The organism is bacterium Scap17 (genome assembly GCA_013376735.1).
Lineage (GTDB): Bacteria > Pseudomonadota > Gammaproteobacteria > Pseudomonadales > Halomonadaceae > Cobetia.
Map to the genome: position 1 here is coordinate 3240972 of VINJ01000001.1, position 23946 is coordinate 3264917.

General features: G+C 64.9%; 19 protein-coding genes, 1 tRNA gene and 1 other RNA gene. 8 read left to right on the forward strand and 13 right to left on the reverse strand.

Features of this window, described 5'->3' with window-relative positions; genetic code table 11:
• Window positions 1-104: 104 nt before the first annotated feature.
• The 5 genes from recR to FLM52_13745 form a co-directional block, all read right to left on the reverse strand.
• Entirely contained in the window at window positions 105-731 is a 627-nt protein-coding gene (recR, locus tag FLM52_13725) for a recombination protein RecR (GenBank protein ID NVN56834.1), read from the reverse strand.
• Window positions 731-1063, reverse strand: a complete 333-nt coding sequence (locus FLM52_13730; protein NVN56835.1) for a YbaB/EbfC family nucleoid-associated protein — start codon at window positions 1061-1063, stop codon at window positions 731-733. Before FLM52_13730 ends, recR begins: the two co-directional genes overlap by 1 nt.
• A gap of 180 nt (window positions 1064-1243) precedes the next feature.
• Window positions 1244-3424, reverse strand: coding sequence for a DNA polymerase III subunit gamma/tau (locus tag FLM52_13735; GenBank protein ID NVN56836.1), 2181 nt, complete (start codon window positions 3422-3424; stop codon window positions 1244-1246).
• Window positions 3425-3849: 425 nt separating this feature from the next.
• Window positions 3850-3946: signal recognition particle sRNA small type (gene ffs / locus FLM52_13740), an RNA gene on the reverse strand.
• 129 nt (window positions 3947-4075) lie between these two features.
• Window positions 4076-5251, reverse strand: a complete 1176-nt coding sequence (locus FLM52_13745; GenBank protein ID NVN56837.1) for an AbrB family transcriptional regulator — start codon at window positions 5249-5251, stop codon at window positions 4076-4078.
• Window positions 5252-5430: 179 nt separating this feature from the next.
• On the opposite strand from FLM52_13745, the gene FLM52_13750 reads away from it, so the two are divergent.
• Genes FLM52_13750 through FLM52_13760 form a run of 3 tightly spaced genes read left to right on the forward strand, consistent with a single transcriptional unit; the run spans window position 5431 to window position 9352 of the window.
• Window positions 5431-6276: a response regulator transcription factor gene (locus FLM52_13750; protein ID NVN56838.1), complete on the forward strand. Its 846-nt coding sequence runs from the start codon at window positions 5431-5433 to the stop codon at window positions 6274-6276.
• Between the two features lie 44 nt (window positions 6277-6320).
• Window positions 6321-7997 carry a sensor histidine kinase gene (locus FLM52_13755; protein NVN56839.1) on the forward strand — a complete coding sequence of 559 codons (1677 nt, stop codon included), beginning with the start codon at window positions 6321-6323 and terminating at the stop codon, window positions 7995-7997.
• Complete coding sequence (locus FLM52_13760) at window positions 7991-9352, forward strand: ABC transporter substrate-binding protein (GenBank protein ID NVN56840.1); 1362 nt, start codon at window positions 7991-7993, stop codon at window positions 9350-9352. Before FLM52_13755 ends, FLM52_13760 begins: the two co-directional genes overlap by 7 nt.
• 145 nt (window positions 9353-9497) lie before the next feature.
• On the opposite strand, the gene mscK is transcribed toward FLM52_13760, so the two are convergent.
• Window positions 9498-13034 (reverse strand): mechanosensitive channel MscK, encoded by a 3537-nt coding sequence (mscK, locus tag FLM52_13765; protein NVN56841.1) that lies wholly within the window; start codon window positions 13032-13034, stop codon window positions 9498-9500.
• A 650-nt stretch (window positions 13035-13684) separates the two neighbouring features.
• Between mscK and FLM52_13770 the strand changes: the two genes are divergently transcribed.
• The 4 genes from FLM52_13770 to FLM52_13785 all read left to right on the forward strand — a co-directional run bounded on the left by FLM52_13770 (window position 13685) and on the right by FLM52_13785 (window position 16290).
• Window positions 13685-14689, forward strand: coding sequence for a phospholipase A (locus FLM52_13770; GenBank protein ID NVN56842.1), 1005 nt, complete (start codon window positions 13685-13687; stop codon window positions 14687-14689).
• 455 nt (window positions 14690-15144) lie between these two features.
• On the forward strand, window positions 15145-15483 hold the full coding sequence (locus FLM52_13775; GenBank protein ID NVN56843.1) for a DUF883 family protein: 339 nt from the start codon (window positions 15145-15147) through the stop codon (window positions 15481-15483).
• Window positions 15483-15905, forward strand: a complete 423-nt coding sequence (locus tag FLM52_13780) for a hypothetical protein (protein NVN56844.1) — start codon at window positions 15483-15485, stop codon at window positions 15903-15905. The genes FLM52_13775 and FLM52_13780 overlap by 1 nt, the downstream gene beginning before the upstream one ends.
• The gene (locus tag FLM52_13785) at window positions 15856-16290 is read left to right on the forward strand and encodes a hypothetical protein (protein ID NVN56845.1); all 435 of its coding nucleotides are present in this window, start codon (window positions 15856-15858) and stop codon (window positions 16288-16290) included. Before FLM52_13780 ends, FLM52_13785 begins: the two co-directional genes overlap by 50 nt.
• 94 nt (window positions 16291-16384) lie before the next feature.
• Here FLM52_13785 and FLM52_13790 read toward each other — a convergent pair whose 3' ends face one another.
• A complete protein-coding gene (locus tag FLM52_13790) occupies window positions 16385-17581 on the reverse strand; it encodes an MFS transporter (protein NVN56846.1) in 1197 nt (398 codons plus the stop codon).
• 258 nt (window positions 17582-17839) lie between these two features.
• On the opposite strand from FLM52_13790, the gene FLM52_13795 reads away from it, so the two are divergent.
• Window positions 17840-18748, forward strand: coding sequence for a LysR family transcriptional regulator (locus FLM52_13795; protein NVN56847.1), 909 nt, complete (start codon window positions 17840-17842; stop codon window positions 18746-18748).
• 28 nt (window positions 18749-18776) lie between these two features.
• Here FLM52_13795 and FLM52_13800 read toward each other — a convergent pair whose 3' ends face one another.
• The 6 genes from FLM52_13800 to FLM52_13825 form a co-directional block, all read right to left on the reverse strand.
• Complete coding sequence (locus tag FLM52_13800) at window positions 18777-19973, reverse strand: NAD(P)/FAD-dependent oxidoreductase (protein NVN56848.1); 1197 nt, start codon at window positions 19971-19973, stop codon at window positions 18777-18779.
• Window positions 19974-20154: 181 nt separating this feature from the next.
• Entirely contained in the window at window positions 20155-21744 is a 1590-nt protein-coding gene (locus FLM52_13805) for an ABC-F family ATPase (GenBank protein NVN56849.1), read from the reverse strand.
• Between the two features lie 94 nt (window positions 21745-21838).
• On the reverse strand, window positions 21839-22120 hold the full coding sequence (locus tag FLM52_13810; protein NVN56850.1) for a peptidylprolyl isomerase: 282 nt from the start codon (window positions 22118-22120) through the stop codon (window positions 21839-21841).
• A gap of 275 nt (window positions 22121-22395) precedes the next feature.
• A tRNA-Ser gene (locus FLM52_13815) sits at window positions 22396-22483 on the reverse strand.
• A 201-nt stretch (window positions 22484-22684) separates the two neighbouring features.
• Window positions 22685-23260, reverse strand: a complete 576-nt coding sequence (locus tag FLM52_13820) for a thioesterase (GenBank protein ID NVN56851.1) — start codon at window positions 23258-23260, stop codon at window positions 22685-22687.
• A gap of 8 nt (window positions 23261-23268) precedes the next feature.
• Window positions 23269-23829: a nitroreductase gene (locus FLM52_13825; GenBank protein ID NVN56852.1), complete on the reverse strand. Its 561-nt coding sequence runs from the start codon at window positions 23827-23829 to the stop codon at window positions 23269-23271.
• Between the last annotated feature and the right edge of the window lie 117 nt (window positions 23830-23946).

Consider the following 23946-nt stretch of genomic DNA (forward strand, 5'->3'; position numbering starts at 1 on the left):
ACGCCCGCAGACGTGCTGCTGTAGTTGCTTTGATACCGAAGCTGCCTTTTGCAGAAGCTGCCTCGACATCGATGCCGGTGCCGAGCATCGGCACCGGCATCGCATCAGATCTCGCCGAGGGTGAAGGGCAGACGGCCGCTGAAGGCACGACTGAGCGTGCCGCCATCGACGTATTCCAGCTCGCCGCCCATCGGCACGCCATAGGCCAGACGCGTCAGCTTGAGCGGCTGCCCACCGTGTTGCACATCGCGAAGCTGCTCGGCGATGTAGTGTGCGGTAGCCTCGCCCTCGACCGTCGGGTTGGTGGCCAGCACCAGCTCCTCGATCTGGCTTTCTCGGACGCGGGTCTCCAGCGCATCCAGCCCGATATCCTCGGGCCCGATGCCATCCAGCGGCGACAGATGGCCGTGCAGCACGAAGTAGCGCCCCACATAGCCACCCGCGCCCTCGATGGCGAGCTGGTCGGCGGGCGATTCCACCACGCACAGCACGCGCTCATCACGCCGCGGACTCAGGCACAGCTGACAGACCTCCTCCTCTGTCAGCGTGCGGCAGCGCGCGCAATAGCCGACGCGCTCCAGCGCCTCGCCCAGCACGCCGACCAGACGATCGGCACCCATGCGATCACGCTCCAGCAGATGCAGCGCCATGCGCTGTGCCGTTCGCGGGCCAACGCCCGGCAGCACGCGCAAGGCATCCAGCAACTGATCTACCAGCGGCGAAAACCCCATCAGAACGGCATCTTGAAGCCGGCCGGAAGGTTCAAGCCAGCAGTCGCCTCTTCCATCTGCTTCTTGGAATTGACTTCGACCTTGCGCACCGCGTCATTGACGGCGGCCGCCAGCAGATCTTCCAGCAGCTCCTTGTCTTCTTCCATCAGGCTCGGATCGATCTCGACGCGCGCGACGTCATGACGACCATTCATGGTGACCTTGACCATGCCCGCGCCGGATTCGCCCTGGACTTCCGCCTTGGCGGCTTCTTCCTGGACCTTCTGCATGCGCTCCTGCATTTCCTGCGCCTGCTTCATGATGTTACCCATACCGCCTTTTCCACCGAACATGGCTCACCTCATCAATAACGTGTTGAACATGACCTAACGATAAAAACTGTCTGCCAGACGTGCCATGTCGTGGCACCTCTGGCCTTTGGTATGCGTGCTTGCCGGCACACACACCGCAAATCCGGGGAAGCATCAGTGGTACCCGGCACCGCCGACACTCGGTCGAAACTGCCCATAGCGTCAGAAATCATCCGGCTCGAAGGAGTTGACGCTTTCCTCGATCAGACGAGCACCCAGCTGTTGCTCCATGGACTGGATATGCGGGTCAGCACGCAAGGCTTCAACCGCGCGCGCATGACGCTCACCCAGCAGACGAATGCGACGACTGTGCGGCGTTTCCAGACCCTCCGGCAGCGGCGCGACGCTGATCTCCAGCACACGCTCCACGCCCTGGCCCGCCAGCGCCTTGCGAATGCGCTCCTGATGGACTTCGGCCATCATCGCCGACTGGGCGGGGTCCAGCCTCAACTTGAGGTGGGTGCCGTCGTCGTGCTCGACCAGGCAATGAGCGCCGATATTGCGCGTGATGCCGCCCAGCCCCAACGAGGGGAACAGCTCCAGCCACGCGGCGTGATTCAAGCGACCATCGGCACTCGATGCGCTTGGCACCGGCGAGGGAGCAGCCGCGGGTGCCGGCTCCGGCATCGGTTGCTCTGCCACGGCTGGCTCGTTTGCGACAGGCTCGTTTGCGACAGGCTCAGACACGACCGGCTCAGGCGCCGGCGATGCAGCGGGCTCGGGTTGTGCTGGCGCTGATGTTTCAGCTTCAGCGGCTTCCGGCGCTGCTGATACGGCTTCAGAGGGCTGCGGCGCTGCCATTTCAGCAGGCTGCGGAGCCGATGACTCAGCAGCCTCTGGCTGTGCTGGCGCGGAACCGAAGGCGGCACTCAGGCGTGACATCGCCGAACTGGGCGCAGCGGGCGCCTGTGCGGGAGCTGCCGTCTGTTCTGGCGCTGGTGCCGACTCCGGCGCGGTCTCAGGCTGAGGTTCGTCTTGCGCTACGTCGCGAAAGCCGGCATCCCGGGCGTCCTGCGGGACGTCCTCCGTCGCCCACGGGGGCGGCTCGTCGGCCATCGGCGGCTGTGCGTCGGTCGCTGGCGCGGCCACTGGTGCAGCAGGCTGGGGTGCGGGCGCCACCGGGGCCGCCGGAGCTTGCTGAACAGAAGCCTGTTGAACAGGCGCTTGCTGGACAGGCGCCGGGGCTTGAGCGCCAGGCGCGTTCGCCCCCTCCGCCTGGCCGGTCATCGGCAGCGGCGTCTGCGCCGGGCGCGGCACGCCCTGCGGGCGGAAGGCCAGCATGCGCAGCAGCGTCATTTCCAGCGCGGTGCGCGCATCCGGGGCGTTGGCCATGTCGCCACGCCCCTGCAGGGCGATCTGGTAATAGAGCTGCACGTCTTCGCCGGTGAAACGACTGGCCAGCGCCAGCAGTGCATCACGGTCACCATGCCCGTTGTCCAGCGCGCTCGGCACCATCTGGGCGATCGCCAGGCGATGGAAGACAGAGGCCATGTCGTCCAGCACCCCGCCGTAGTCCGGCCCTTGCTCGGCCAGTGTCGCGACCTCCGCCAGCAAACTTGCGGCGTCCAGCGAGGCCAGGCACTCAAGCAGCGCCAGCACGTGACGGTGATCCAGCGTGCCGAGCATGGCGGCGACATCTTCGCGCCGCACCTGACCATGGCCGAAGGCGATCGCCTGGTCGGTCAGACTCATGGCGTCACGCATCGAGCCATCGGCGGCCTTGCCGAGCAGCCAAAGTGCGTCTTCCTCGAAGCTGACTTCCTCGCGGGCGAGAATGTCAGACAGGTGCTCGACCACGCGCACCGGTGGCATGTTCTTGAGCGTGAACTGCAGGCAGCGCGACAGGATGGTGACCGGCAGCTTCTGCGGGTCCGTGGTCGCGAGCAGGAACTTCACATGGGGCGGCGGCTCTTCCAGCGTCTTGAGCAGCGCATTGAAACTGTGGGTCGACAGCATGTGCACCTCATCGATGAGGTACACCTTGTAGCGGCCCTGGGTCGGCGCGTACTGGACGTTGTCCAGAAGCTCACGCGTGTCCTCGACCTTGGTCCGCGAGGCGGCGTCAACTTCGATCAGGTCGACGAAGCGGCCATCATCGATCTCGCGACAGGTGCCACACACGCCACACGGCCTGGAGCTGACGCCCTCTTCGCAGTTCAGGCACTTGGCCAGAATGCGTGCCAGCGTCGTCTTGCCGACACCGCGGGTCCCGGTGAACAGATAGGCATGGTGCAGGCGCCCCTGATCGAGGGCATTGACCAGCGCACGGCTGACATGCTCCTGACCGATCAGTTCGTGAAAATTGCGCGGGCGCCACTTGCGCGCCAATACCTGATAGCTCATTGAGCGGGGCATTCCTTGGGCGATCTGAAACATGAGCTGAAATCTGCACGATCCGACTGGGCTTTACCCCCGACGATCGACAGACGGAGACCGATGACGAGGCCTCGCTGAGAATGCGCTCATTCTAGCGACTTGCCGAGTGGCTTCAAAGCACGATGCCACTTGCGCATCAGGATTGAGGGCACGACGCCGGATGACAGGCGTGGTGCACCCCGAATTGCGGGCACGACGAAACGCCAAGCGGGGCTCGGGTCAGGCAGGAGATGACAGGTTCAGACAGCGAGGGCGTGGCGAAAAGCTTCAGACAGCGCAAGGCGGAGGACTTGCAGGGGCTTGCGAGGGCTTGAGATAGAGCATTGCACAGCAGGCGAGGCAATGCGGACATTTCATGAGCAGCCACTTTCAGGGCCCTGAAATGGAGGCGGCCCCATCAGCCACATCCCGGCACACGCGTCAGCCACTACCGTTGCTCCCTTCCGGGCCTGGCGGGGTTTGCAGCCTAGCATTGCGGGAGGACCGATAGGGCCACCACAAACATGATCATTCGGTGAACTACCGAGCCAATCGCTTGAACTTCAAGCACTTGGCGTGATCAAGGCGCACACTATAACAGCGCATCGCCGCCCTCACAAGGGGAGATCACGCCACGGGCTATAGCGTTGCCTCACGCGCATGGCGATGGCGGAAATGACGCGCCATCACCGGTAGCAACAGCATCAGGACGATCAGGCGCAGAAGGTGATGGAAGGCGACGAAGATCGGGTCGAGATCGAGCGCCACTGCCAATAGCGCCATCTCGCCGATACCGCCGGGCGCCAGGGCAAGAAAGGCCACGTCACGCGGCACCCCCATCAGCTGATGGATCAGTTCGGCAAAGCAACCCAGCACCGACAGCGAGATCAGAGTCGCCACGCCCGACTGACCCATCACCCCGACCAGCACCCGCGGCGCAAGGCCCTTGAAGCGCGCCCCGATGGCGCAGCCCAGCACCAGCTGCATGACATCGGTGCCCCACACCGGTGGCGAGAAACGCACCACGTCGCCAAGCGACAGCACCAGCGCCAGCAACAGCGGCGCCAGCAGCGAGGCATTCGGTATGCGCAGTCGCCTGGCCAGAGGTAGCAGAATCGGCAGCACCGCGATCAACCACAGGCCGCTTACCGCCACATCCCTGCCGATGCCGGGCGTGCCCGACGCACCTTCCAGCACCCAATAGAGCGGCGGCAGAATCATGATCACCAGCAGCACTCGCAAGGATTGCGCCACCGCGATGCGCTGCGGATCGCCACCGATGCGCTCGCCGATCACCACCATCGCCGTCAGCGCACCGGGCACCGAGGAGAACCACGCGCTGGTGACGTCAAAACCACAGCGGCGATACCAGGCGGCGCAGGCCAGCGTCGAGGCCCATACCCCCGCCAGCAGCAGCAACGCCGACAACCACCAGCTGGAGAGGTGCGAGACCAGCTCCGGCGAGACGCGCGCGCCCAGCGTCAGACCCAGTACGCCCAGAAACAGGTTGCGCAGGCGGTCCGGCACACCGAGCCTCAACCCGGCCATCGCGCCCAGCAGGTTGGCGACCAGCGGCCCCAGCATCCATGCCAGCGGCATGCCGGTGAGCTGGAACAGCCAACCACCCACCACGCCCAGCGCCAGCGAGGCCAGCAGCGGCCTGAGCGACGCGACCGACACAGCCGACGCGACCGACACAGACGCGTCAGTCGAAAGCCGCTGCGCTGGCGAAAGACGCCGCGCTGGCGAAAGACGCCGGGCTGGCGAGAGACGAGAGGCGCGCGCCTTGAGGCGCTGCAGCGGAATGAATGGCATGCTGGCTTCCTTGTCAGCGACACGAAACAGGCCACCAATGATACGCTGGCGCAAGCGCCATTGGCTGCCTGTTTGAGGCATTATTGCGCCTTCAAGCGGCCACTGCAGGTCGCAGACCGGCCCTGGGCCTGACTCTCATCACTCTTGTCGCGTACCTGACGCGCCCTTGCGGAGCCCGGATGACTTTTCCCGACTCACTCCCCTCAGCACCTGACAATTCAGCGGCTGACGCCTCAGCGGCTGACGCTTCAGCGCATGGCTCAGCCACCGCCCCGTCCCCGCCCCTGCTGCTGGTCGAGGACGACGCCCTGCTGTCCAGCACGCTGTGCAGCGTCTTTTCCGCCGAGGGCCTTGCGGTCACCCACCTGGCCGACGGCGCCGCGGCGCTTGCCCGCCTGGCGACCCACCACGATCACGGCTTCGCGCTGATCGTGCTGGATCTCAACCTGCCCGGCGCTTCCGGGCTCGAGATTCTCGCCGCGCTGCGCCAGCACGACCGCCAGACCCCGGTGCTGATTCTCACCGCGCGCGGCGCCATCGAGGACCGCGTGCGCGGGCTGGACCTGGGCGCCGATGACTATCTTGCCAAGCCCTTCGTGCTCGATGAGCTGGAAGCCCGCGTGCGCGCCCTGCTGCGCCGCCATGCCACTCTTCAGGCCAGTCAGCAGGCCACTCTTCAGGCCAGTCAGCAACCGGCGCCCTCGTCTGGCATCGTCCCACGCCTGACCCTCGGCAGCCTGGTCTTCGAACCACTCAATGCACGCTTTCTGCTCGCCGATACCCCGCTGGCGCTGCCACCCCGTGAACAGCGCCTGCTGGGTTGCCTGATCCAGCATGCCGGCGAGCCGGTGGACAAGGCGCGCCTGACCCGGGAGGCCTTCGGCGAGGAGGAAGCCGTGGGCGACAACGCCATCGAGGTCTATGTACACCGCCTGCGCAAGCGCCTGGAAGGCAGCGATGTCAATCTGCGCACCATCCGGGGCCTTGGCTATCTACTGGAACAGACCACGGACGACAGCGCTTGAATTCCGCACCCTCACCACGCCCGCATTCGGCGGCAAAACGCAGCATCAGCCTCTATCGGCGCCTGCTGAGCTGGCTGCTGTTGCCCCTGCTGGCGCTGGGCACGCTTTTGCTGGTGCAGGCCTTCCTGTCGGCGCGCGAGGCAGCGGACCGCGCCTATGACCGGCTGCTGGAGGCCTCGCTGGTCACCATTGCGGAGCAGGTCAAATGGCAGGACGGCCAGTTGTGGCTCGACCTGCCGCCCGCCGCGCTCGAGATGCTGGCCACCGACGCCCAGGAGCGCGTCTTCTACAGCCTGGTGGATGCCGATGGCGAGCAGGTCACCGGCAATACCCACCTGCCGGACGCCAATCGCGCCGCCGATGGTCGCCTGACCCCACAGGAATCGCTCGGACGCAGCGGCGAGCTGTCGTTTCGCGATATCGCCTGGCAGGGGCAGGCACTGCGGCTGGGCAGCCTCGATACCCGGCTGGGCGGCTGGGGCGATGACCCACGCCACGGCCAGCGCTACAGCATTCGCGTCGCCCATACCCGCGAGGGGCGAGACACCCTGACGCGTGAGCTGTTCAGCGGCTCGCTGGTGCGTCTGGCGGGCATGGCCACGCTGGCACTGCTGGTGGTGCTGATCGGCGTGCGGCTGGCGCTGTCGCCGCTGACCCGCCTGCGTCGCGCCATTCGCGAACGTGACTCGCGCAGTCTGGCGCCACTCAACCTGCCCCTGCCGCGCGAGCTCGAAGAGCTCAAGCACACCATCAATGACCTGCTGGCGCGCATGCGCCGCGTGCGCGCCAATCAGGAGCGCTTCATCGGTGATGCCTCGCACCAGCTGCGCACCCCACTGGCGGGACTCTCCGCTCACGCCGAGCTGGCACTGCGTCAGCAGGACCCCAGCGCCTGGCATGCCGCGCTGGGCCAGATGCAGGCCACCGCCAGCCATACCGCCCACCTGGCCAATCAACTGCTATCGCTGACACGCCTCAACAACCCGGAGGTGCAGCCGCCGCGCGTGCCGCTGGAGCTGTCGGCGCTGGCGCGCGCCACCGTCAGCCGCCTGTTCCTGCGCTGTGATCGCGCCGGCGTGGACCTCGGCCTCGAGATCGCCCCGGACATCGATGGCGCCGCCTGGACGCTGGGCGTCGAATGGCAGCTCGAGGAGGCATTGGCCAATCTGATCGACAATGCCTGCAAGCACGGCGCGCGCACCGTCACACTCACCCTGAGCCGGATGGCGGCACCGAGCGATGCCACGTTCACGCAACCGGACAGCGCCGCACTGGCGGGCCGCTGGCGGCTGAGTGTCGAGGATGACGGCCCGGGCATCGACGCCGAACGGCGCCTGCTGGTGCTGCGCCCCTTCCACCGCAACACCCAGCCCGACAGTCATGCCCAGACGCCGACGCAGCAGCCCGATGAGCTCAAGCATCACGAAGGCGCCGGACTGGGACTGGCGATCGTCGATGGCATCGCGCGACACCACGATGCGCGTCTGACGCTCAGCGACGCGACAGCACTCAGCGTGACGCAGGCTGCCGACTCTGCATTCCGCGCAGACGATGCAACCCGCACAGCCGACACAAACGGCATAGCCAAGACAGGCGCGTCCTGCGGGCTATGCGTCAGTCTGTATCTGGCACCCTGTGCAGCGCCTGAGGTGAGAGAGGATGAGGACGATAAATCAGCACAGGCCGGCAAGCCTGCCAGGACAGGAGGCACAGCATGCTAGCGCGACGTCCGCGAATCGGGCGGCAGCGCCCTGACAAACACGGCCCTGACAGTCACGGCTCTGGCAATCACAGCCCTGTGAATCAGGGTCCGGACAGACAGCGCGCTGGAGGACTGGTGGTCTGCCTGGGGCTGGCCATGCTCCTGAGCCCCGTCAGTCAGGCCGCAACCCAGACAGGGGCCCGGACGGCGTTCGATCCGCTGCTCGAAGAGCATCAATCGCTGTGGTTGCAGGGCGGCCAGCCACTCACGGCGCCCGCGCCTGACAGTGGCGCCAGCCTCGCGGCCGACCTGACGATACACGCCGCGCTGGACCTGCCCGAGATTCGCCCGCTGCTGCTGCGCTACAGCCGCCAGCATCCTGAGCGCGTGCTGCACTACGTCAATCGCTCCGCCCTGGGACTTGAAGCACAGTACCTGCAGGCGCCGCTGACACCGCAGGCCGATCTGATGATCTCCTCGGCCATGGGGCTGCAGTACCGACTCGCCAATCAGGGTCATGCTCTGGCACTCGAGGCCCCCAACCTGACCGCCTGGCCGGCCAACTCACGCTGGCGCAATGAGCTGTATGCGATGAGCTTCGAGCCGATCGTGATGGTGGCGCGACGTGATGCGCTCAAGCACCTGGCGGACCTCGACGGCCTGCGCAATCCCCTCGATGTGCTGCGCAGTCATCGCGACTTCTGGCACCTGCTCGAGACGCGCCGCGAGCAGCTGCGCGGCCGCATCATCAGCTACGATCCGCGCCGCAGCGGCTCCGGCTTTACCTATGCCGTGTCCGATGCCCGTCAATCGCCGCGCTACTGGACGCTGGTGCGCGCCATGGGTCAGGCCGATGCCAGACTGGTCAGCACCACCGGCGCCATGCTCGAGGCGCTGGCCAGCGGCGAGGTGGACATCGCCTACAACCTGGTCGGCCCCTACGCGGTGACCTTTGCCCGTGCCCATCCGGAGCTGGTGGTGATCGTGCCGGAAGACTATGTGCTGATTCAGCGCCGGCTGGCCTTCGTCCCCCAGCAGGCACCTCACCCCGAGGCTGGTGAAGCCTTTCTCGACTGGTGGCTGAGTCTGGAAGGCCAGCGGCTCGTGGCCAGCGACAGCCAGCTGGGCGCGTTGCACCCCGAGGTGCGTGGCGAGGGCAGCGCTCAGCATATGCGCGAACAGCTGGGCGATGCGCTGCGCCCGATCGAGATCGGCCCTGGCCTGCTGGCGACGCTCGATCGCCTCAAGCAGGCCAGCTTCCTGAGCCGCTGGGTGCTGGAATTCGAGGCACCCGCTCCCGTTGTCGGTGAGACGAGTCAGGGGCAAATTCAGAGGCAGACCCCGTCAGCCACGCCGCCAGAATTGAACCAATGATGCGTGGCGTCAGAGCTGGCTAGCCCCTCTCGTTCTGTAAACGTACTGGACACAGCTCCGAGCCCATCACGCACAAGGCGCCCCACGGGGCGCCTTGTGCGTGATGCCATGCGGCAATCCAAGAGATGAGCGAGAGGATTCAGCGTCAGCGACCGCCGGCATCTCCACCACCGCCGGCATCTCCACCACCGTCAGCGCCATCGGCATCCGGTGCGGCCTCACGCAGCCCGGCGTCCTCACGGCCTGCCAGACCCTCGGCGGGCTTGCGGCGCGCGATCAGTGCACCACCTTCCCGGTGCTCGCTGCTCTGATACTCCGTGCTTTCCGTCTCGCTGCCTTCCAATGAGCCGCTGGCGGGGCGCAATGGCTCCGCCGAGGCGCTGCGCTGCTCGACGAGGCGCTCGGTGCCATCGGCGCGATGCAGCCAGACATCCATCTGCTGGAAGGCGACCTTGAGCCCGTGCTCGCGGAAGCGTGCATCGACCCAGCGATTGATCTCATCGGTGGCGTAGAGGCGATCGGTCAGGTCATTGACGTAGATGCGCAGCTCGAAACCGAAGTTGTCCTGGTTGTAGGTCAGGCAGAATACCAGCGGCTCCGGATCCTTGAGCACCCGCTTGTTTTCCTGGGCGGCCTGCATCAGCAGACGATGCGCCAGATCCAGATCACTGCCATGGGCGACACCGAAATTGAGCACCACCCGCGTGACGTTGTCCGACAGCGACCAGTTGATCAGCTGGTCGGTGACGAACACCTTGTTGGGGATGATGATCTCCTTGCGATCGAAATCCGTCACCGTGGTGGCGCGGATCCGGATGCGATTGACCGTGCCATGCAGATTGCCGATGGTGATGGTGTCGCCGATGCGCACCGGGCGTTCGAACAGGATGATCAGGCCCGAGATGAAGTTGGCGAAGATCTCCTGCAGACCGAAGCCCAGCCCGACACTCAACGCCGCCACCAGCCACTGCAGCTTGTCCCAGCTGACGCCCATGCTGCCCAATGTCATCACGAAGCCGGTCGCCATGATCACGTAGGACAGCAGCGAAGTGATCGCGTAGCTGGAGCCCTGCTTGAGCTCGAGCCGCGACAGGATCGAGACCTCCAGCAGGCCCGGCAGGTTGCGCGCCATCATCACCGCCACGGCGAGGGTGATCATGCCCGCGATCAGGTCCGCCAGCGAGATGGGCGTCGCCGAATCACCCTCGACGGAGGCGGCGATTTCCCACACCACCACGCTGTCGAGATAGCTGAGCACATTGAGCAGGTCGGCCCACACCACATAGAAGATCGCCAGGAAGCTGATGACCAGGATCAGCTTCGAGAGACGCAGTGACTGGGAGTTGACCTGTTCCATGTCCAGCGGCGGCTCTTCCACCACCTCGACACCGCCCTCGGCGCCCTCCTGAACCTGGGCGCGGCGACGCGCCACGGCGCGACGATAGGCCAGTCGCCGCGCGGCGACTGCCAGACCGCGCACCACGGTGGCTTCCACCAGAATCCAGGCCCCGAACAGGAAGATGGTGGTGATGAAGCGGCCACACAGGCGCAGCGCGGTGTACTCGTAACCGAGGCAGATCAGCACGCCCAGCGCCACCGGCACCAACGCCATCACAAGGCCCAGAATCAATCGGAACAGCTTGAGCCCGAAGAAGGGCACATGCGCCAGGATCAGCCGCGAGAGACAGAAGCTCATCGCCATCAGGCCCACGAACAGAATGGCCAGCCCCAGCGGACGCTCGAGCAGATTGAGGTCCGCCTCGCTGATGATGTTGGTGGTCAGCACCACCGGCAGCAGCGCGAAGCCCAGCCACCAGATATGGCGACGCAACTCCGCCACGTAGGTGGCCGGCCACTGGAAGTGACGCTCGGCGACGCCGTCCTTGACCAGCAGCCGGCGGAAGATGGCGAAGATGCCCCACGCCAGCGACAGCTTCAACAGCGCCTGGCCCAGCGCCCAGAGCATGATGCCCTCACCCAGCGACAGCACACCGCCAATCAAGGCCAGCGCCAGCGCGCCGGGAATGGCCAGCAGGACGTTGAGCAGAATGGCGCGCGGCGTATGCAGCTGGGTGTCCTGCTTCAGGCGCCCTATCTGGGCATGCAGATCCGCCAGGCGCGCGCGGATGCGTGAACGCTTCCAGGTGATGAAGATCAGCAGCAGCAAGCCCGGCAGCGCCACCCACAGGTCATTGAGCTGAAAGCCCTTGGACAGCCCCGCCACCACGCCGCGCCAGACGGTGGGCTTGAGCTCCTCGGCAAGCATTTCCGGGGTGCGTGACAGCCATTCCAGATCCAGTGGCTTGCCATTGGCGACCCAGAACAGCTGCTCCTCGATGGTCTGGCGCAGGCGTCCGGAGACTTCGAGCAACTGCTGCTGGTTGAGCTGCAGGTCAATGGCACGTGCCAACAGGCTGTCGTATTCCTTGTCGAGCTTGTCGACCAGCTCCTTGCGCGCCTCCAGCTGACCGATCAGCGCCTGACGCAGTTCGGCGCTGACCTGGCTGACATCGGTATTGCCGCCGGGGCGCTCCAGCGCCGCGGCCTCGCCCAGCACGTGCGAATCGAGATAGCCCGGAATATCGGCGAGCTGTTCGCGCACCTTGTTGAGTTCGAACTGCTTGAGGCGCAGGTCGGCGATCTCTTCCTTCAAGTCCTTGCGCACATCGACCTGCGGCAGGCGGCTCTGCTGCTCGCGAAGGATACGTGCCAGCAGGACGCTGCCCTTGATGGCCTCGATCTGCTCGCTCATGGTGCGCTCGACCTGGGTGACGCGATCAAGCTGGGTGCGCACCTCCAGCCCGTCGCGAATCACGGCGTTGACGCGATCGGTGATCGCCAGCAGCTGGCTGCTGAGCTCGCGATTGCGGTTGAGCACCTGCTGGAAGATGGGGTTGTCGGCCAGTGCGGCATTCTCGCCACTGGTGGCATCGGCGATGGTCTGCTCGGACTGGTTGCGGCGCTTGTCGTTGACCAGCGTCTGGACCTGCTCCAGGTCCTGCTCCAGATTGGCGATCTGGCGGCTGTAGAGAGTCTTGCGCACCTGGGCCAGCTCACGCAGCAGGGAGCTTGAATTGAGCTCTGAATGGCTCAGCTCGCCACGCGTCTCGGCCAATGCCAGACGGGCCTCGATCAGGTCACGCCCGGTGCCGGACAGGTCGGCATCGCCGCTGCCACCCAGCTGGGTCTGCAGGCGCTGCACCTGCTGCTGAGCATCGGCCAGGGTCGAGCGTGAACGCTCCGGCAGGCTCTGGGCATTGATCAGGCGCCGGTTGGTATCGGCCAGCCGGTCCTGCAGGTTCTGCAGCGAGTCGAGAATCGAGGTCATGCGCTTGTCCAGCGCCTCGACCGACTCGTCTTCCAGCGAGGCGATGCTGGGCGGGGTGTAGTCCTGAGGCAGGCGCGCCAGCTCGGCCTGCGCCTTCGCCAACTCCGCCGGCGCCTCCTTGACCTCACTCTTGAGGGAATTCAGGCTGCTGGTGGCCTCGGCGATGTCGTCGAGCACCGTCAGGGTATCCTTGAGGTCCGCGATGCGCTGACGGGTGTCGGCATCCGGTTTCTCGACGCTCTGCAGGTCTTCAAGCTGAGTCTGGACATCAGCACGCTTCGGGGCGTCCGCACTGGCCGTGGCCGGCACCCAAGCCAGCACCACCATCAGCAGCAAGGCGCCTGCCAACACCATCAGTCTCAAGGACTTGTTACCTGTCACAGCTGTCTCCTCAATGGTCACCACCGCGCTTCTTCATCGGCTCTACTGCCCCGCCAGGCCGCCGCCAGCCATGCAGGATGGCATCGTGGCAGGCCGCAAACGCGGGCAAGGGCCGCATTGTCGACTGGCGCTGCATCCCGCGCAATCCTTGTCGGCAAACGTCTGCCGGCGGGCGCCCAGCAAAGGATGAGGGGGAGAATGAACGAGAAAATGCAGCAAAGAATGACGGGGCGAGAAAGCGGTGCTTTCAGGCCAACGTGAGCGACATACATCGTCGCATCGAGGCGACGCACCTGTCGGAATCTTCGTGCTGGAACCGGACACAGCGTCACCAGTAGAATGGCAGACATGTCATGAACATTGCTCCATAATGCGCTGCTCCCCCGCCGCGGTGTAACCGACAGGATATTTCCATGCCCCTCCGCCTTGCCTCCATCGGATTCCGGTCCGTACCTGCACGCCTCTCGGGAGTGCTGGCCACAGTACTGCTGGGTGCCGCCGCACCGGCAGCGGCCGACGTGCCCTACACCATGGATGCCGAGGGACGCGTGGTACTGGCCAACGGCAAACGCTTCGCTCCCGAAGCGCTGGGCATGACTGCCGCCCAGGCCCGCGCGGGTGCCATGAGCCAGGCTGACTGGCGCGAGATGGCGGCGTCTGCACCGGGCACGGCGGAGGACGTCGAGAGTGACCCGCGTACCGAGCAGGTCTTCCTCTCCAACCGCGAAGACGCGGATGACGAGCGCTACTCGGCGGAAGCGGCCGAGATCGAGCAGGCACAAGGCCAGAGCATCGATGCGCCCCTCGATGAAAGCCTGGCCCAGCAGCGTGCCAAGGAGCGTGTCGTTCTCGAGGACGATGCCGAGAAGAATCCGCTGGCCATCACCGCCTACAAGCGCAATTACCTGCTGCCCTGGGCCTACAACACCAACCCGGATGCCAACGGCTTTGCCGAAGTCACCCGGGAAGGCGAAGTGGACAAGACCGAGGTGAAATATCAGCTCAGCCTCAAGGTCGAGCTGATGGATGACATCTTCGGTGACAATGGCGACGTGTTCTTCGCCTATACCCAGCGCAGCTGGTGGCAGGCCTACAACTCCGATGCCTCGGCGCCGTTCCGCGAGACCAATTACGAACCGGAAGCCTTCCTGCAATTCGACAATCGTTATGAGCTGTTCGGCTGGACCAATACCCGCAACCGCATCGGTTTCGCGCATCAGTCCAATGGCCGTTCCGACCCGTTGTCGCGCAGCTGGAACCGTGTCTACGCCGACATGATGTTCCAGAATGGCGACTGGGCCATCGCGGTCACGCCGCACTGGCGCGTGCCGGAGGAGTCCGACGAAGACGACAACCCGGATCTCTACAACTATATCGGCTACGGCGACATCACGGTCGGCTATACCGCGGATCAGCACGAAGTCACCTGGATGGTGCGTGGCAACCCTTCCAAGGGCAATTACGGCAACCAGCTCGACTACTCCTTCCCGCTGTTCGGCAAGGTACGTGGCTACGTGCAGTACTACCACGGCTACGGTGAGAGCCTGATCGACTACGACCACAGCGTGAATCGCTTTGGCCTGGGCTTCTCGATCAATACCTTCTTCGCCGGCTCGCCCGAGACCTGATAAAGAGACCTGATAAAGAGACCTGGTCCAGAAATTCTGATCAAAGAGTGCTGACGCAAGCACTCGCATGACCCTCTCGCAACGGGCAGCCCAGGCTGCCCGTCTTGCCATCTACCCCGCCCGTATGCACCGCCCATGTGGACTGCCCATGTAGACCTAGTGGCACATCCATGATCCAGATCATGCCTCCCGCACGCGACATGGCGATATCGTGCTCTGTGCGTGTCTTGCCCTTGTGTTTGTCGCGTTCGACCCCCACGACTTGTGCATGACCACGCAAGACGCGTCATGACGACGTGCTGACGATGCTTGCAGGAAGTCTCGCGCAAGCGGATTCAGGTCATGCCCTGCCGCCTGCGGCGCCCCAGGGAAGAGAGAGTTCGAGAGTCAAGCGCAGACAACACCGCGCTCACCATTCGCGAAATCTGATTCGACATACGGGAAGGAGTTACACCATGGCTATGCAAAAGATCGGCGATCACACCACTTCCGCGACCGGTGCCAACACCGACCAGCTGAAGGAAGATCTGCGCCATCTGTCCCAGACCGTCGAGGAACTGCTGCACGCCTCGGCTGAAGATTCCCGCGAGAGCATGAAGGAAGCCCGCGCCCGCGCCCAGACTCGCCTGGAAGCCACCCGCGCCCGCCTCAGCGCCCAGGGCGATCGCCTCGCCGCCGGCGCGCGCGAATCCGTGGACTGCGCTGATCGCTACGTGCACGACAACCCGTGGACCAGTGTCGGTATCGGCGCGGCCGCCGGTGTCGTCGTCGGCATGCTGCTTGGCCGTCGCTGATGCAGGAGCAAGGGCCGGTTGAACGCGTACTTGGCGCCATCCGACGTCTGACTGCGAGTCTGGTCGAGAGTGGCGAGACGCGCTTGCGTCTCGCCGTGCTGGAGCTCGAGGAAGAGCGCGAACGGCTGTTCGTGATGCTGCTGCTGTCGGGTATCGCCCTGATGCTGATCTGCTTCGGCATCGGTCTGGCGATCCTGCTGGTGGTCGTGGCCTTCTGGGATACCCATCGCCTGCTGGCCATCGCCCTGAGCGGCGGCATCCTGCTGACTCTGGGGGGATTGATCGCCTGGCGCGTCAAGGTGATCGCTTCCCAGCGCAGCCTGCTGCGCTCCACGCTCAGCAACCTGAGCCGTGACAGCGACAGCCTCAAGGATGTGCGGGCCGACGCACTGGAACGCCAGCGCCAACGCGAAAACCATTGATGCCCCGCCTGCCAGTGTCTGCCAAGGAGGCGAGATGAGTTCTTCCAGACAGTCCCTCACGCGACGCGACCCCACGCTGCCCCCGGTACAGGGGAACCGGCGTGGGCGTGCACATCCGCGTGATGTCCGGCGTGCGGAACTCGAGGCACGCATCAGTCAGCAGCGTCTCGATGTCAGCCATGCGATGCACGATCTCAAGGAAGCCACCGCCCCCATCGACCGTGGCTGGGCCAAGGTCCAGCAATACCGCGGCCCGCTGGTACTGGTGGGCGGCCTGATCGCGGCGCGGGGCGGGTTCCGGCCAAAGAAGGGCCTGAGCCTGCTCAAGCGCGGGTTGATGGGCTGGGTGATGATTCGCCGTCTGAGAATACTGCTCGACAAATGATCACGGTATTACAGCGAAAGCCCCGCCACCTGACATTCAGGTGGCGGGGCTTTTTTCGTCTCTGCAGCGTGCAGCTCCGTGACTCCTGCCACGATCAGGCGCTGCGGCTGTCACGCTTGAGCAGATACACGCCCAGATAGAGCACCGCGAAGATCAGCCCCAGCACGGCGGCGGCGCCGAAGACATTGCTGCCGTCACCGGGCAGGAACTCCAGGAAGGACGTCAGGAACTGTCCCAGGAAGATCGCCATCGTCAGGTAGGAGAGATTGCGACCGCGCACCGAGGTGTGGCTGCGCTCCACCGTCATGTGGTTGAGCAAGGGGATCGAGAAGCCGAAGCCCATGCCGGACAACACGGCACCGACGCTCATCAGCGTCATGTTCTCGGCCTGCTGGAAGAGGAACAGGCTGCCGGCATAGAGCAGGAAGGCCAGCACCAGCGTCGGCATCTCACCCAGGGCACGCGACACCTTCGGCATCAGCATCGCCGCGACCACCGCGACCAGCGAAATGCCCGCCAGGAAGATACCGGTGGCCGCTTCATCCAGCCCCAGCAGATTCAAGCGCATCGGCAGCATGACGATGGCGGTGAAGAACAGCGTCAACGAGATGGCCGCGGCCAGGTAGACGCTGATCAGCGAGGAGGACAAGGCCTCACCGCCGGCATTTCCGCTCTCCTCGGCAGGCGCTTCAGGCGACTGTTTCGGCACCATCATCCACAGCATGGCCAGCAGTACCCAGGCCAGCAGATAGAGGGCGAAGGGCCACTGCCAGGCGATACCCGCCAGCACACCACTGACGAACAGGAAGATCACCCCGCCAAGCTCGATGGACATGCCCTGCTGGGCGATCATCGCCAGACGCGCATGGCCGTGATACCACTCGGAGATCAGCGTGGTGCCGCCCGCCATCACCACGGCGGTCACGCCGCCGAGCAGGATGCGATCGGCAAACACGACGACGGTGCCTTCCAGCAGTGCGCCGCCCGCGCCCAGCACGCCATACAGGAACAGCCCGCCCACCAGCGAGCGATAGGCACCGACACGATCGATCATGCGCCCGGCGATGGGCGCGAACAGCACCGCGCCCAGCGATGGCAGGGTAATCAGCCAGCTGGCATGGCTCTCCACCTCAAGCGCCGAGGCGATGCTCAGAAGCCCCGGCGCGACCACGGTGCCCACCATGATGGTCAGACAGGCAATGGCCAGCAGCGTAAAACGGCCGCCGGCAGAAAGCGGTTGTGAGGGTCCGCACGTATCCTGCGCGGCCACTCCACTCGTTGATGTCGTCATATTGGCTCCACTCGAATTCAGAACCCTCCTGTCAGCCGCTACGCGCCCCGCCTGCTCGCGTGCTTGCTTGCGTGCTTGCGTGCTTGCGAGGCAAGGCCAGCGGCAAGCAGCCAGAGACAGGAGGCAAGGCGAGACGGCAGAGACTGACGAAGGGAGGTTTGGCAGGCCTTCAGACTAGCGAGTGCAGGCTTATAATAGAAATGACAATACTTGATATGACTTATACTGACTAGACATCAATCAACCACGAGGGCCGGCATGGAACTCCGCACACTGAAAACCTTCGTCTCGGTGGCGACGCACAGAAGCTTCTCGGCCGCCGCCCGCGAGCTGCATACCGTGCAACCCGCCATCAGCCGCCAGATCGCCGATCTCGAAGCCGAGTTGGGCGTCAGCCTGCTATGGCGCAATACGCGGGAAGTGAAGGTGACGGCACCGGGGGAGGCGTTGCTGGAAGAAGCGCAGCGCATGCTGGCGCTGGAGGCGCAGGCACGCAAGCGCGTGGCGATGGCTGCCAGCGGCCAGACCGGCACACTGCGCATCGGCTACATGAGCTCGGCCTGCGCAAGCTTCGTGCCCGGACTGATGCGCGACTTCGCCAGCGACCATCCCGAGGTCAGCCTGTCATTGCATGAGATGAGCGCCCAGCAGCAGTTGGATGCCTTCGCGCGTGACGAAATCGACATCGGGCTGTCGCGCCCGCTTCCCAGCGAGCAGCGTGACAGCCTGACCGCCCTGGCGGTCTACGAGGATAGGCTGATGGCGGTGGTGCCCGAGGGGCATCGTCTGGCGCACCGCAAGCGACTGGCCCTCAGCGAGCTTGCGCAGGAAGATTTCGTGCTGTTTCAGCGCGGGCAGGCGACGGGGCTGTTCGATCAGATCATCAGTGCCTGCGGCGATGCCGGCTTCTCACCACGCATCCAGCGCCAACCGGCCTTGATGCAGACACTGCTCAGTGAGGTGGCGGCGGGACTGGGAGTCGCCATCGCGCCCGGCTGCATTCGCCGCCTGCAACGTGATGGCTGCCAGTTCATTCCCCTGCGCCCGGCACTCGGCGCAGTACCGCTGGAGCTGCACTACCCCACCACACCGGCCCGTCCGGTGATCGAGGCCTTCGTCGCGCTGGTCGAGCAGCGCCTGCCCGCCATCCGCCAGCAGATGGCGTGAGGCGCAGCCAGTGGCGAGAAGGTGCCGGTCAGCAGTTCAGGCCGCAAGCCACCGCCGAAGACCACGCCCACTGGAAGTTGTAGCCGCCCAGTTCGCCGGTGACATCCAGCACCTCGCCGATGAAGGCCAGCTGCGGCAGATCGCGCACGCTGAAGTCCTTCTGCGAGATGGCATCGGTGACCACGCCGCCCATGGTGACCTCGGCGGTACGCCAGCCTTCGGTACCCGCGGGCTTGAGCTGCCAGTGATTGAGCGCCTTGGCCAACTGTTCGAGACGCGCGTTGGAGAGCTCGGCGAGACTGCGCTCGCTGATGCGGCCGGCATCGGCGTCCTGCCACTCGACCAGCGACTGGGCGAGGCGCTTGGGCAGGCGCTCGCCAAGCCAGGGGCCGATCTGGCGTCTGGGATGCTGCTCACGCAGGGCCAGCAGCTCGGCGTAGGCATCCACGCCCGGCAGCAGGTCGATGTCCAGCGGCTGACCGGGTGTCCACCAGCTGGAGGCCTGCAGCATCGCAGGACCGGACAGCCCGCGATGGGTGATCAGCATCGGTTCGCGATATTGGCCCTTGCCGGCGGTGACGCTGACGTCACAGGCAAGCCCCGACAGCGGTGACAGACGCTCCTTCCACTGGGAGGTCAGCGTGAACGGCACCAGCGCCGCGTAGGTCTCGGTGACCTCGAGCCCGAACTGGCGCGCGATGTCGTAGCCGAAGCCGGTCGCGCCCAGCGTCGGGATCGACATGCCGCCGGTGGCCACCACCACGCGCCCCGCCGTGTGCGTGCCATTGCTGGTCTCGACCCGCATGCCCTCGCCCGCGCGCTCCAGCGAGGTGATGCGCGTACTCAGGCGAATCTCCGCCCCGGCCCATTCACACTCCGTCAGCAGGATCGCCAGCAGGTCCTTGGCGGAATCGGCGCAGAACAGCTGTCCCGGCTTCTTCTCGACGTGCTCCAGCCCATGGCGCTCCACCAGTTCCAGGAAATGGTGCGGCGTGTAGCGCTTGAGCGCCGAGATGCAGAAATGCGGATTGCGTGAGAAGAAGTTGGCGGGGCCGGCATCCAGATTGGTGAAGTTGCAGCGCCCGCCGCCGGACATCAGGATCTTCTTGCCGGCCTTGTTGGCGTGGTCCAGCACCAGCACGCGCTTGCCCTGATAGCCTGCCGTGGCGGCACACATCAGGCCTGCCGCGCCTGCGCCGATGATGATGACGTCATATGTGGCCATGCGGGACACTCCGTGAAGCGAAGAAAGGAAAGGAAATCGGCTGTGCAGACACACGCGGGCCGGCATTCTACCAGAAGCCTGCCGCAGCCAGCGGCCGGAGATGGGAAACAAGACACCCCCACCGTCAGAGACGATGAGGGTGTCTTGTCAGACCGGACAGACTAGCCAGTCACGGCGCGCCTCAGACGATGACGCCCTGGCTGCGCAGGTAGTCGTCATAGGTGCCGGAGAAGTCGACCACGCCATCGGCCTTCAGCTCGATGATGCGGGTGGCCAGCGAGCCGACGAATTCGCGGTCGTGGCTGACGAAGATCAGGGTGCCCGGGTAGTTTTCCAGCGCGAGGTTGAGTGCCTCGATGGATTCCATGTCCAGGTGGTTGGTCGGCTCATCCATCACCAGCACGTTGGGCTGCTTGAGGATCAGCTTGCCGAACAGCATGCGGCCCTGCTCGCCACCGGAGATGACCTTGACCGACTTCTGGATGTCGTCATTGGAGAACAGCATGCGACCCAGGGTGCCACGCACGACCTGCTCGCCGCCGCCGGTCCACTGCGCCATCCAGTCATAGAGGCTCATGTCGTTGGCGAAGTCATGGGCGTGGTCCTGCGCGTAGTAGCCGACGTCCGCGGCGTCGGTCCACTTCACTTCACCGGCGTCCGGGTGCATCTCGCCGACCAGGGTGCGCAGCAGCGTGGTCTTGCCGATGCCGTTCGGGCCGATGATGGCGACACGCTCACCGGCGGCGACCGTGAAGCTGAAGTTCTCGAACAGGGTGTTGCCGTCGAAGCCCTTGGCGAGCTTGTCGATCATCACCGCGTTGTTGTGGACCTTTCTGGTCTGCTCGAAGCGGATGAACGGGCTGACACGTGAGGACGGCTTGATCTCGTTGAGCTGGATCTTGTCGATCTGCTTGGCACGCGAGGTCGCCTGCTTGGCCTTGGAGGCATTGGCGGAGAAGCGACTGACGAAGGACTGCAGCTCGGCGATCTGTGCCTTCTTCTTGGCGTTGTCGGCCTGCAGCTGTTCACGCGCCTGGGTAGCGGCGGTCATGTACTCGTCGTAGTTGCCCGGGAACAGACGCAACTCTCCGTAATCCAGGTCCGCCATGTGGGTGCAGACGCTGTTCAGGAAGTGACGGTCGTGGGAGATGATGATCATGGTGCTGGAACGCGCGGTCAGCACGCCTTCCAACCAGCGGATGGTGTTGATGTCCAGGTGGTTGGTCGGCTCATCGAGCAGCAGGACGTCAGGATCGGAGAACAGCGCCTGCGCCAGCAGCACGCGCAGCTTCCAGCCCGGCGCGACTTCACTCATCGGCCCCAGGTGCTGTTCGATGGGGATATCGAGGCCCATCAGCAGCTCACCGGCACGCGCTTCGGCGGTGTAGCCATCCAGCTCGGCGAATTCGACCTCGAGGTCGGCGACCTTCATGCCGTCTTCCTCGCTCATCTCCGGCAGCGAGTAGATGCGGTCACGCTCGGCCTTGACCACGGCCAGACGCTCGTGACCCATGATGACGGTGTCGAGCACCGTGTATTCCTCATAGGCGAACTGGTCCTGGCGCAGCTTGCCCAGACGGGTATTGGGCTCGAGCATGACATGACCACCGGACGGCTCCAGATCGCCACCGAGAATCTTCATCATGGTCGACTTGCCGCAGCCGTTGGCGCCGATCAGACCGTAGCGATTGCCACGCCCGAACTTGGCGGAGACGTCTTCAAACAGCGGCTTGGCACCGAACTGCATGGTGAGATTGGCGGTAGAGATCACGAGGGAATATCCGTTTGAAATGAAAAAGGTGGGCGGTGACGAAGCGTCACGCTGGCGCCGGGAGATACGGGGAGCCGCAAAGGCCTGGCAGGCATCAGCCGCGGAAGAAGACTTCCAGCAGGTGATAGCCGAACTTGCTCTTCAGCGGCCCCTGCAGGGTATTGAGCGGCCCCTTGAAGATGGCGCGATCAATGCCGCCGACCATCTGGCCGGGGCGCACTTCGCCCAGATCACCGCCCTGCTTGCCGGAGGGACAGGTGGAGTGCTTCTTCGCCAGTTTCTCGAACGGCTGGCCGCGCTCCAGTGACTGCTTGAGACGCTGCGCCTCGGCCTCGGTCTTCACCAGAATGTGGCGTGCCATGGCAATACGAGCCATCTCGTGTCCTCTTGCAGGCGGAATCGGTCTTGCCTCACGCCATCTCGTGCCTTGGGCATCCCGGAGGCGGGCCTGACGTCACCCGAGCACGCCACTGACGGCATGACAGCGTCATGAGTGTCGATCAGGTGTTCGGGGAAGGTTCGACAGGCGATGGGGTGAGTCTGAAGGCGGGCATGATAACAGCTCAGGATGACAGACGCTGTAGTGCGAGCTCGACAGCCCCCTCAGAAACGCGAAAAGCCCGCATCGTGAGATGCGGGCTTTTCTGAATCTGGTGGAGGGGGAGGGATTCGAACCCTCGAAGCCTTTCGACTTACACACTTTCCAGGCGTGCTCCTTCGACCACTCGGACACCCCTCCAGATCAGCGCTCTCATTGGTCACCCGACTGCGTCGTGTTTCCCTTGAGAACGCGGCGTATATTATCGATAACCTTCGAGTGGCGCAAGCCTTTTTTCCAAAAACTTTCAGATAGATAGCGTCAGCGATCTCACTCTACTTCCGCCCTGCGCTTTCAACCTGCACTCTCAGCCCGCGCATTGGCCCGAGGCCGTGCTCGTCATCACGGCCCCAGCACTACGTAATCGCCACGGGCCTCGAAACACAGTCGCGGAGCGGACTGCCCTTCGAGCTGACACCACAGCTGCTGGGTCAGCGACAGTCGTGCTCGCCGTCCTGCCGCCAGGCGCTCGCCTACCTCGTGCAGCGCCGCCATGTCATCCGGCGCGCAGAGGATGTGATAGTCGCCACTGACCGGAGCCAGAAATTGCTGGCTGGCCTGCGACACCACGATATCGCGCTGGATACCGCGGGCACGCAGCCAGAGCGTCAGCCAGCTCCAGCCACACAGGGTCGCCTCGAGACTCATGGCACCGCCAAACGCCGTGCCCTTGTCATTGAGATTGGGCGGCAGATGCAGATGCCAGCTCAGCTGACCCGTCGCACGCTCGGGCTCTGACCACTGCATCTCGACAAGCCCCAGATGAGCGGCCAGCGGGATCGCCTGCGTCAGCCAGCCACGAAACCGTGACAGGTCGTCGCTGACCGGCGCCACGAGACTGCCCGACCGCCCCTGCCCGTCACGCGGCAAAGGCAACGGTGGCCAGACCTCACCACTCAAGCGCGACGGCTCGTTCATTCAGCGCCTCACTGCCAGCGTTCGACGAAGTCGGCGCTGTTGCGGTTCGGCAATGGCTTGAGGCGTCCGCCCGGGGTGCCGAGATAGAGGAAGCCGACCAGCTCATCCTGGTCGCCCATGCCCAGCCCTGCGTGCACGATGGGGTCAAAGGCGTAGCCACCGGTGCGCCACATGCCACCGAGCCCCTGGGCCTGAGCGGCATACAGCATGGCGTGAGCGGCACAGCCGGCACTGACCACCTGCTCGACACGCGGCACCTTGGGGTGGTCCGGCGTGACCCTGGCGATCACCGCGATCACCATCGGCGCACGCAGCGGCTTCTTGCTGGCGGCGGCCTGGGCGGCCTCGTCACCCGCCGGCGACTTGTTGCGCTCGGCCTCGGCGAACAGTTCACCCAGGCGCTCAAGCCCGCTGCCCGTGAATTCGATGAAGCGCCAGGGCGTCAGCTCGGCGTGGTCCGGCGCGCGCAAGGCGGCCTGGTAGATGGCCTCCATCTGTGTCTCGCTCGGGGCCGGCGCCATCAGCTTGCCCATGGAATTGCGTTCATGCAGTAACGTCAGCGCGTCCATCGTCTCTCCTGTCACAGACTTAAGATAAGAATGATTCTCACACTAGCATGTCGCCGGTACGTCGTCTCATCACTCGCTGCTATCTGCCTGATTGGCAAGCCGATCAGGCGACATGAG

Bases quoted from the DNA above. Each gene is read 5' to 3' on its own strand.
- recR (NVN56834.1), bottom strand. From the start codon at position 731: ATGGGGTTTTCGCCGCTGGTAGATCAGTTGCTGGATGCCTTGCGCGTG.
- FLM52_13730 (NVN56835.1), bottom strand. From the start codon at position 1,063: ATGTTCGGTGGAAAAGGCGGTATGGGTAACATCATGAAGCAGGCGCAG.
- FLM52_13735 (NVN56836.1), bottom strand. From the start codon at position 3,424: ATGAGCTATCAGGTATTGGCGCGCAAGTGGCGCCCGCGCAATTTTCAC.
- FLM52_13745 (NVN56837.1), bottom strand. From the start codon at position 5,251: ATGCCATTCATTCCGCTGCAGCGCCTCAAGGCGCGCGCCTCTCGTCTC.
- FLM52_13750 (NVN56838.1), top strand. From the start codon at position 5,431: ATGACTTTTCCCGACTCACTCCCCTCAGCACCTGACAATTCAGCGGCT.
- FLM52_13760 (NVN56840.1), top strand. From the start codon at position 7,991: ATGCTAGCGCGACGTCCGCGAATCGGGCGGCAGCGCCCTGACAAACAC.
- mscK (NVN56841.1), bottom strand. From the start codon at position 13,034: ATGGTGTTGGCAGGCGCCTTGCTGCTGATGGTGGTGCTGGCTTGGGTG.
- FLM52_13770 (NVN56842.1), top strand. From the start codon at position 13,685: ATGAGCCAGGCTGACTGGCGCGAGATGGCGGCGTCTGCACCGGGCACG.
- FLM52_13775 (NVN56843.1), top strand. From the start codon at position 15,145: ATGGCTATGCAAAAGATCGGCGATCACACCACTTCCGCGACCGGTGCC.
- FLM52_13780 (NVN56844.1), top strand. From the start codon at position 15,483: ATGCAGGAGCAAGGGCCGGTTGAACGCGTACTTGGCGCCATCCGACGT.
- FLM52_13785 (NVN56845.1), top strand. From the start codon at position 15,856: ATGTGCGGGCCGACGCACTGGAACGCCAGCGCCAACGCGAAAACCATT.
- FLM52_13790 (NVN56846.1), bottom strand. From the start codon at position 17,581: ATGACGACATCAACGAGTGGAGTGGCCGCGCAGGATACGTGCGGACCC.
- FLM52_13795 (NVN56847.1), top strand. From the start codon at position 17,840: ATGGAACTCCGCACACTGAAAACCTTCGTCTCGGTGGCGACGCACAGA.
- FLM52_13800 (NVN56848.1), bottom strand. From the start codon at position 19,973: ATGGCCACATATGACGTCATCATCATCGGCGCAGGCGCGGCAGGCCTG.
- FLM52_13810 (NVN56850.1), bottom strand. From the start codon at position 22,120: ATGGCTCGTATTGCCATGGCACGCCACATTCTGGTGAAGACCGAGGCC.
- FLM52_13820 (NVN56851.1), bottom strand. From the start codon at position 23,260: ATGAACGAGCCGTCGCGCTTGAGTGGTGAGGTCTGGCCACCGTTGCCT.
- FLM52_13825 (NVN56852.1), bottom strand. From the start codon at position 23,829: ATGGACGCGCTGACGTTACTGCATGAACGCAATTCCATGGGCAAGCTG.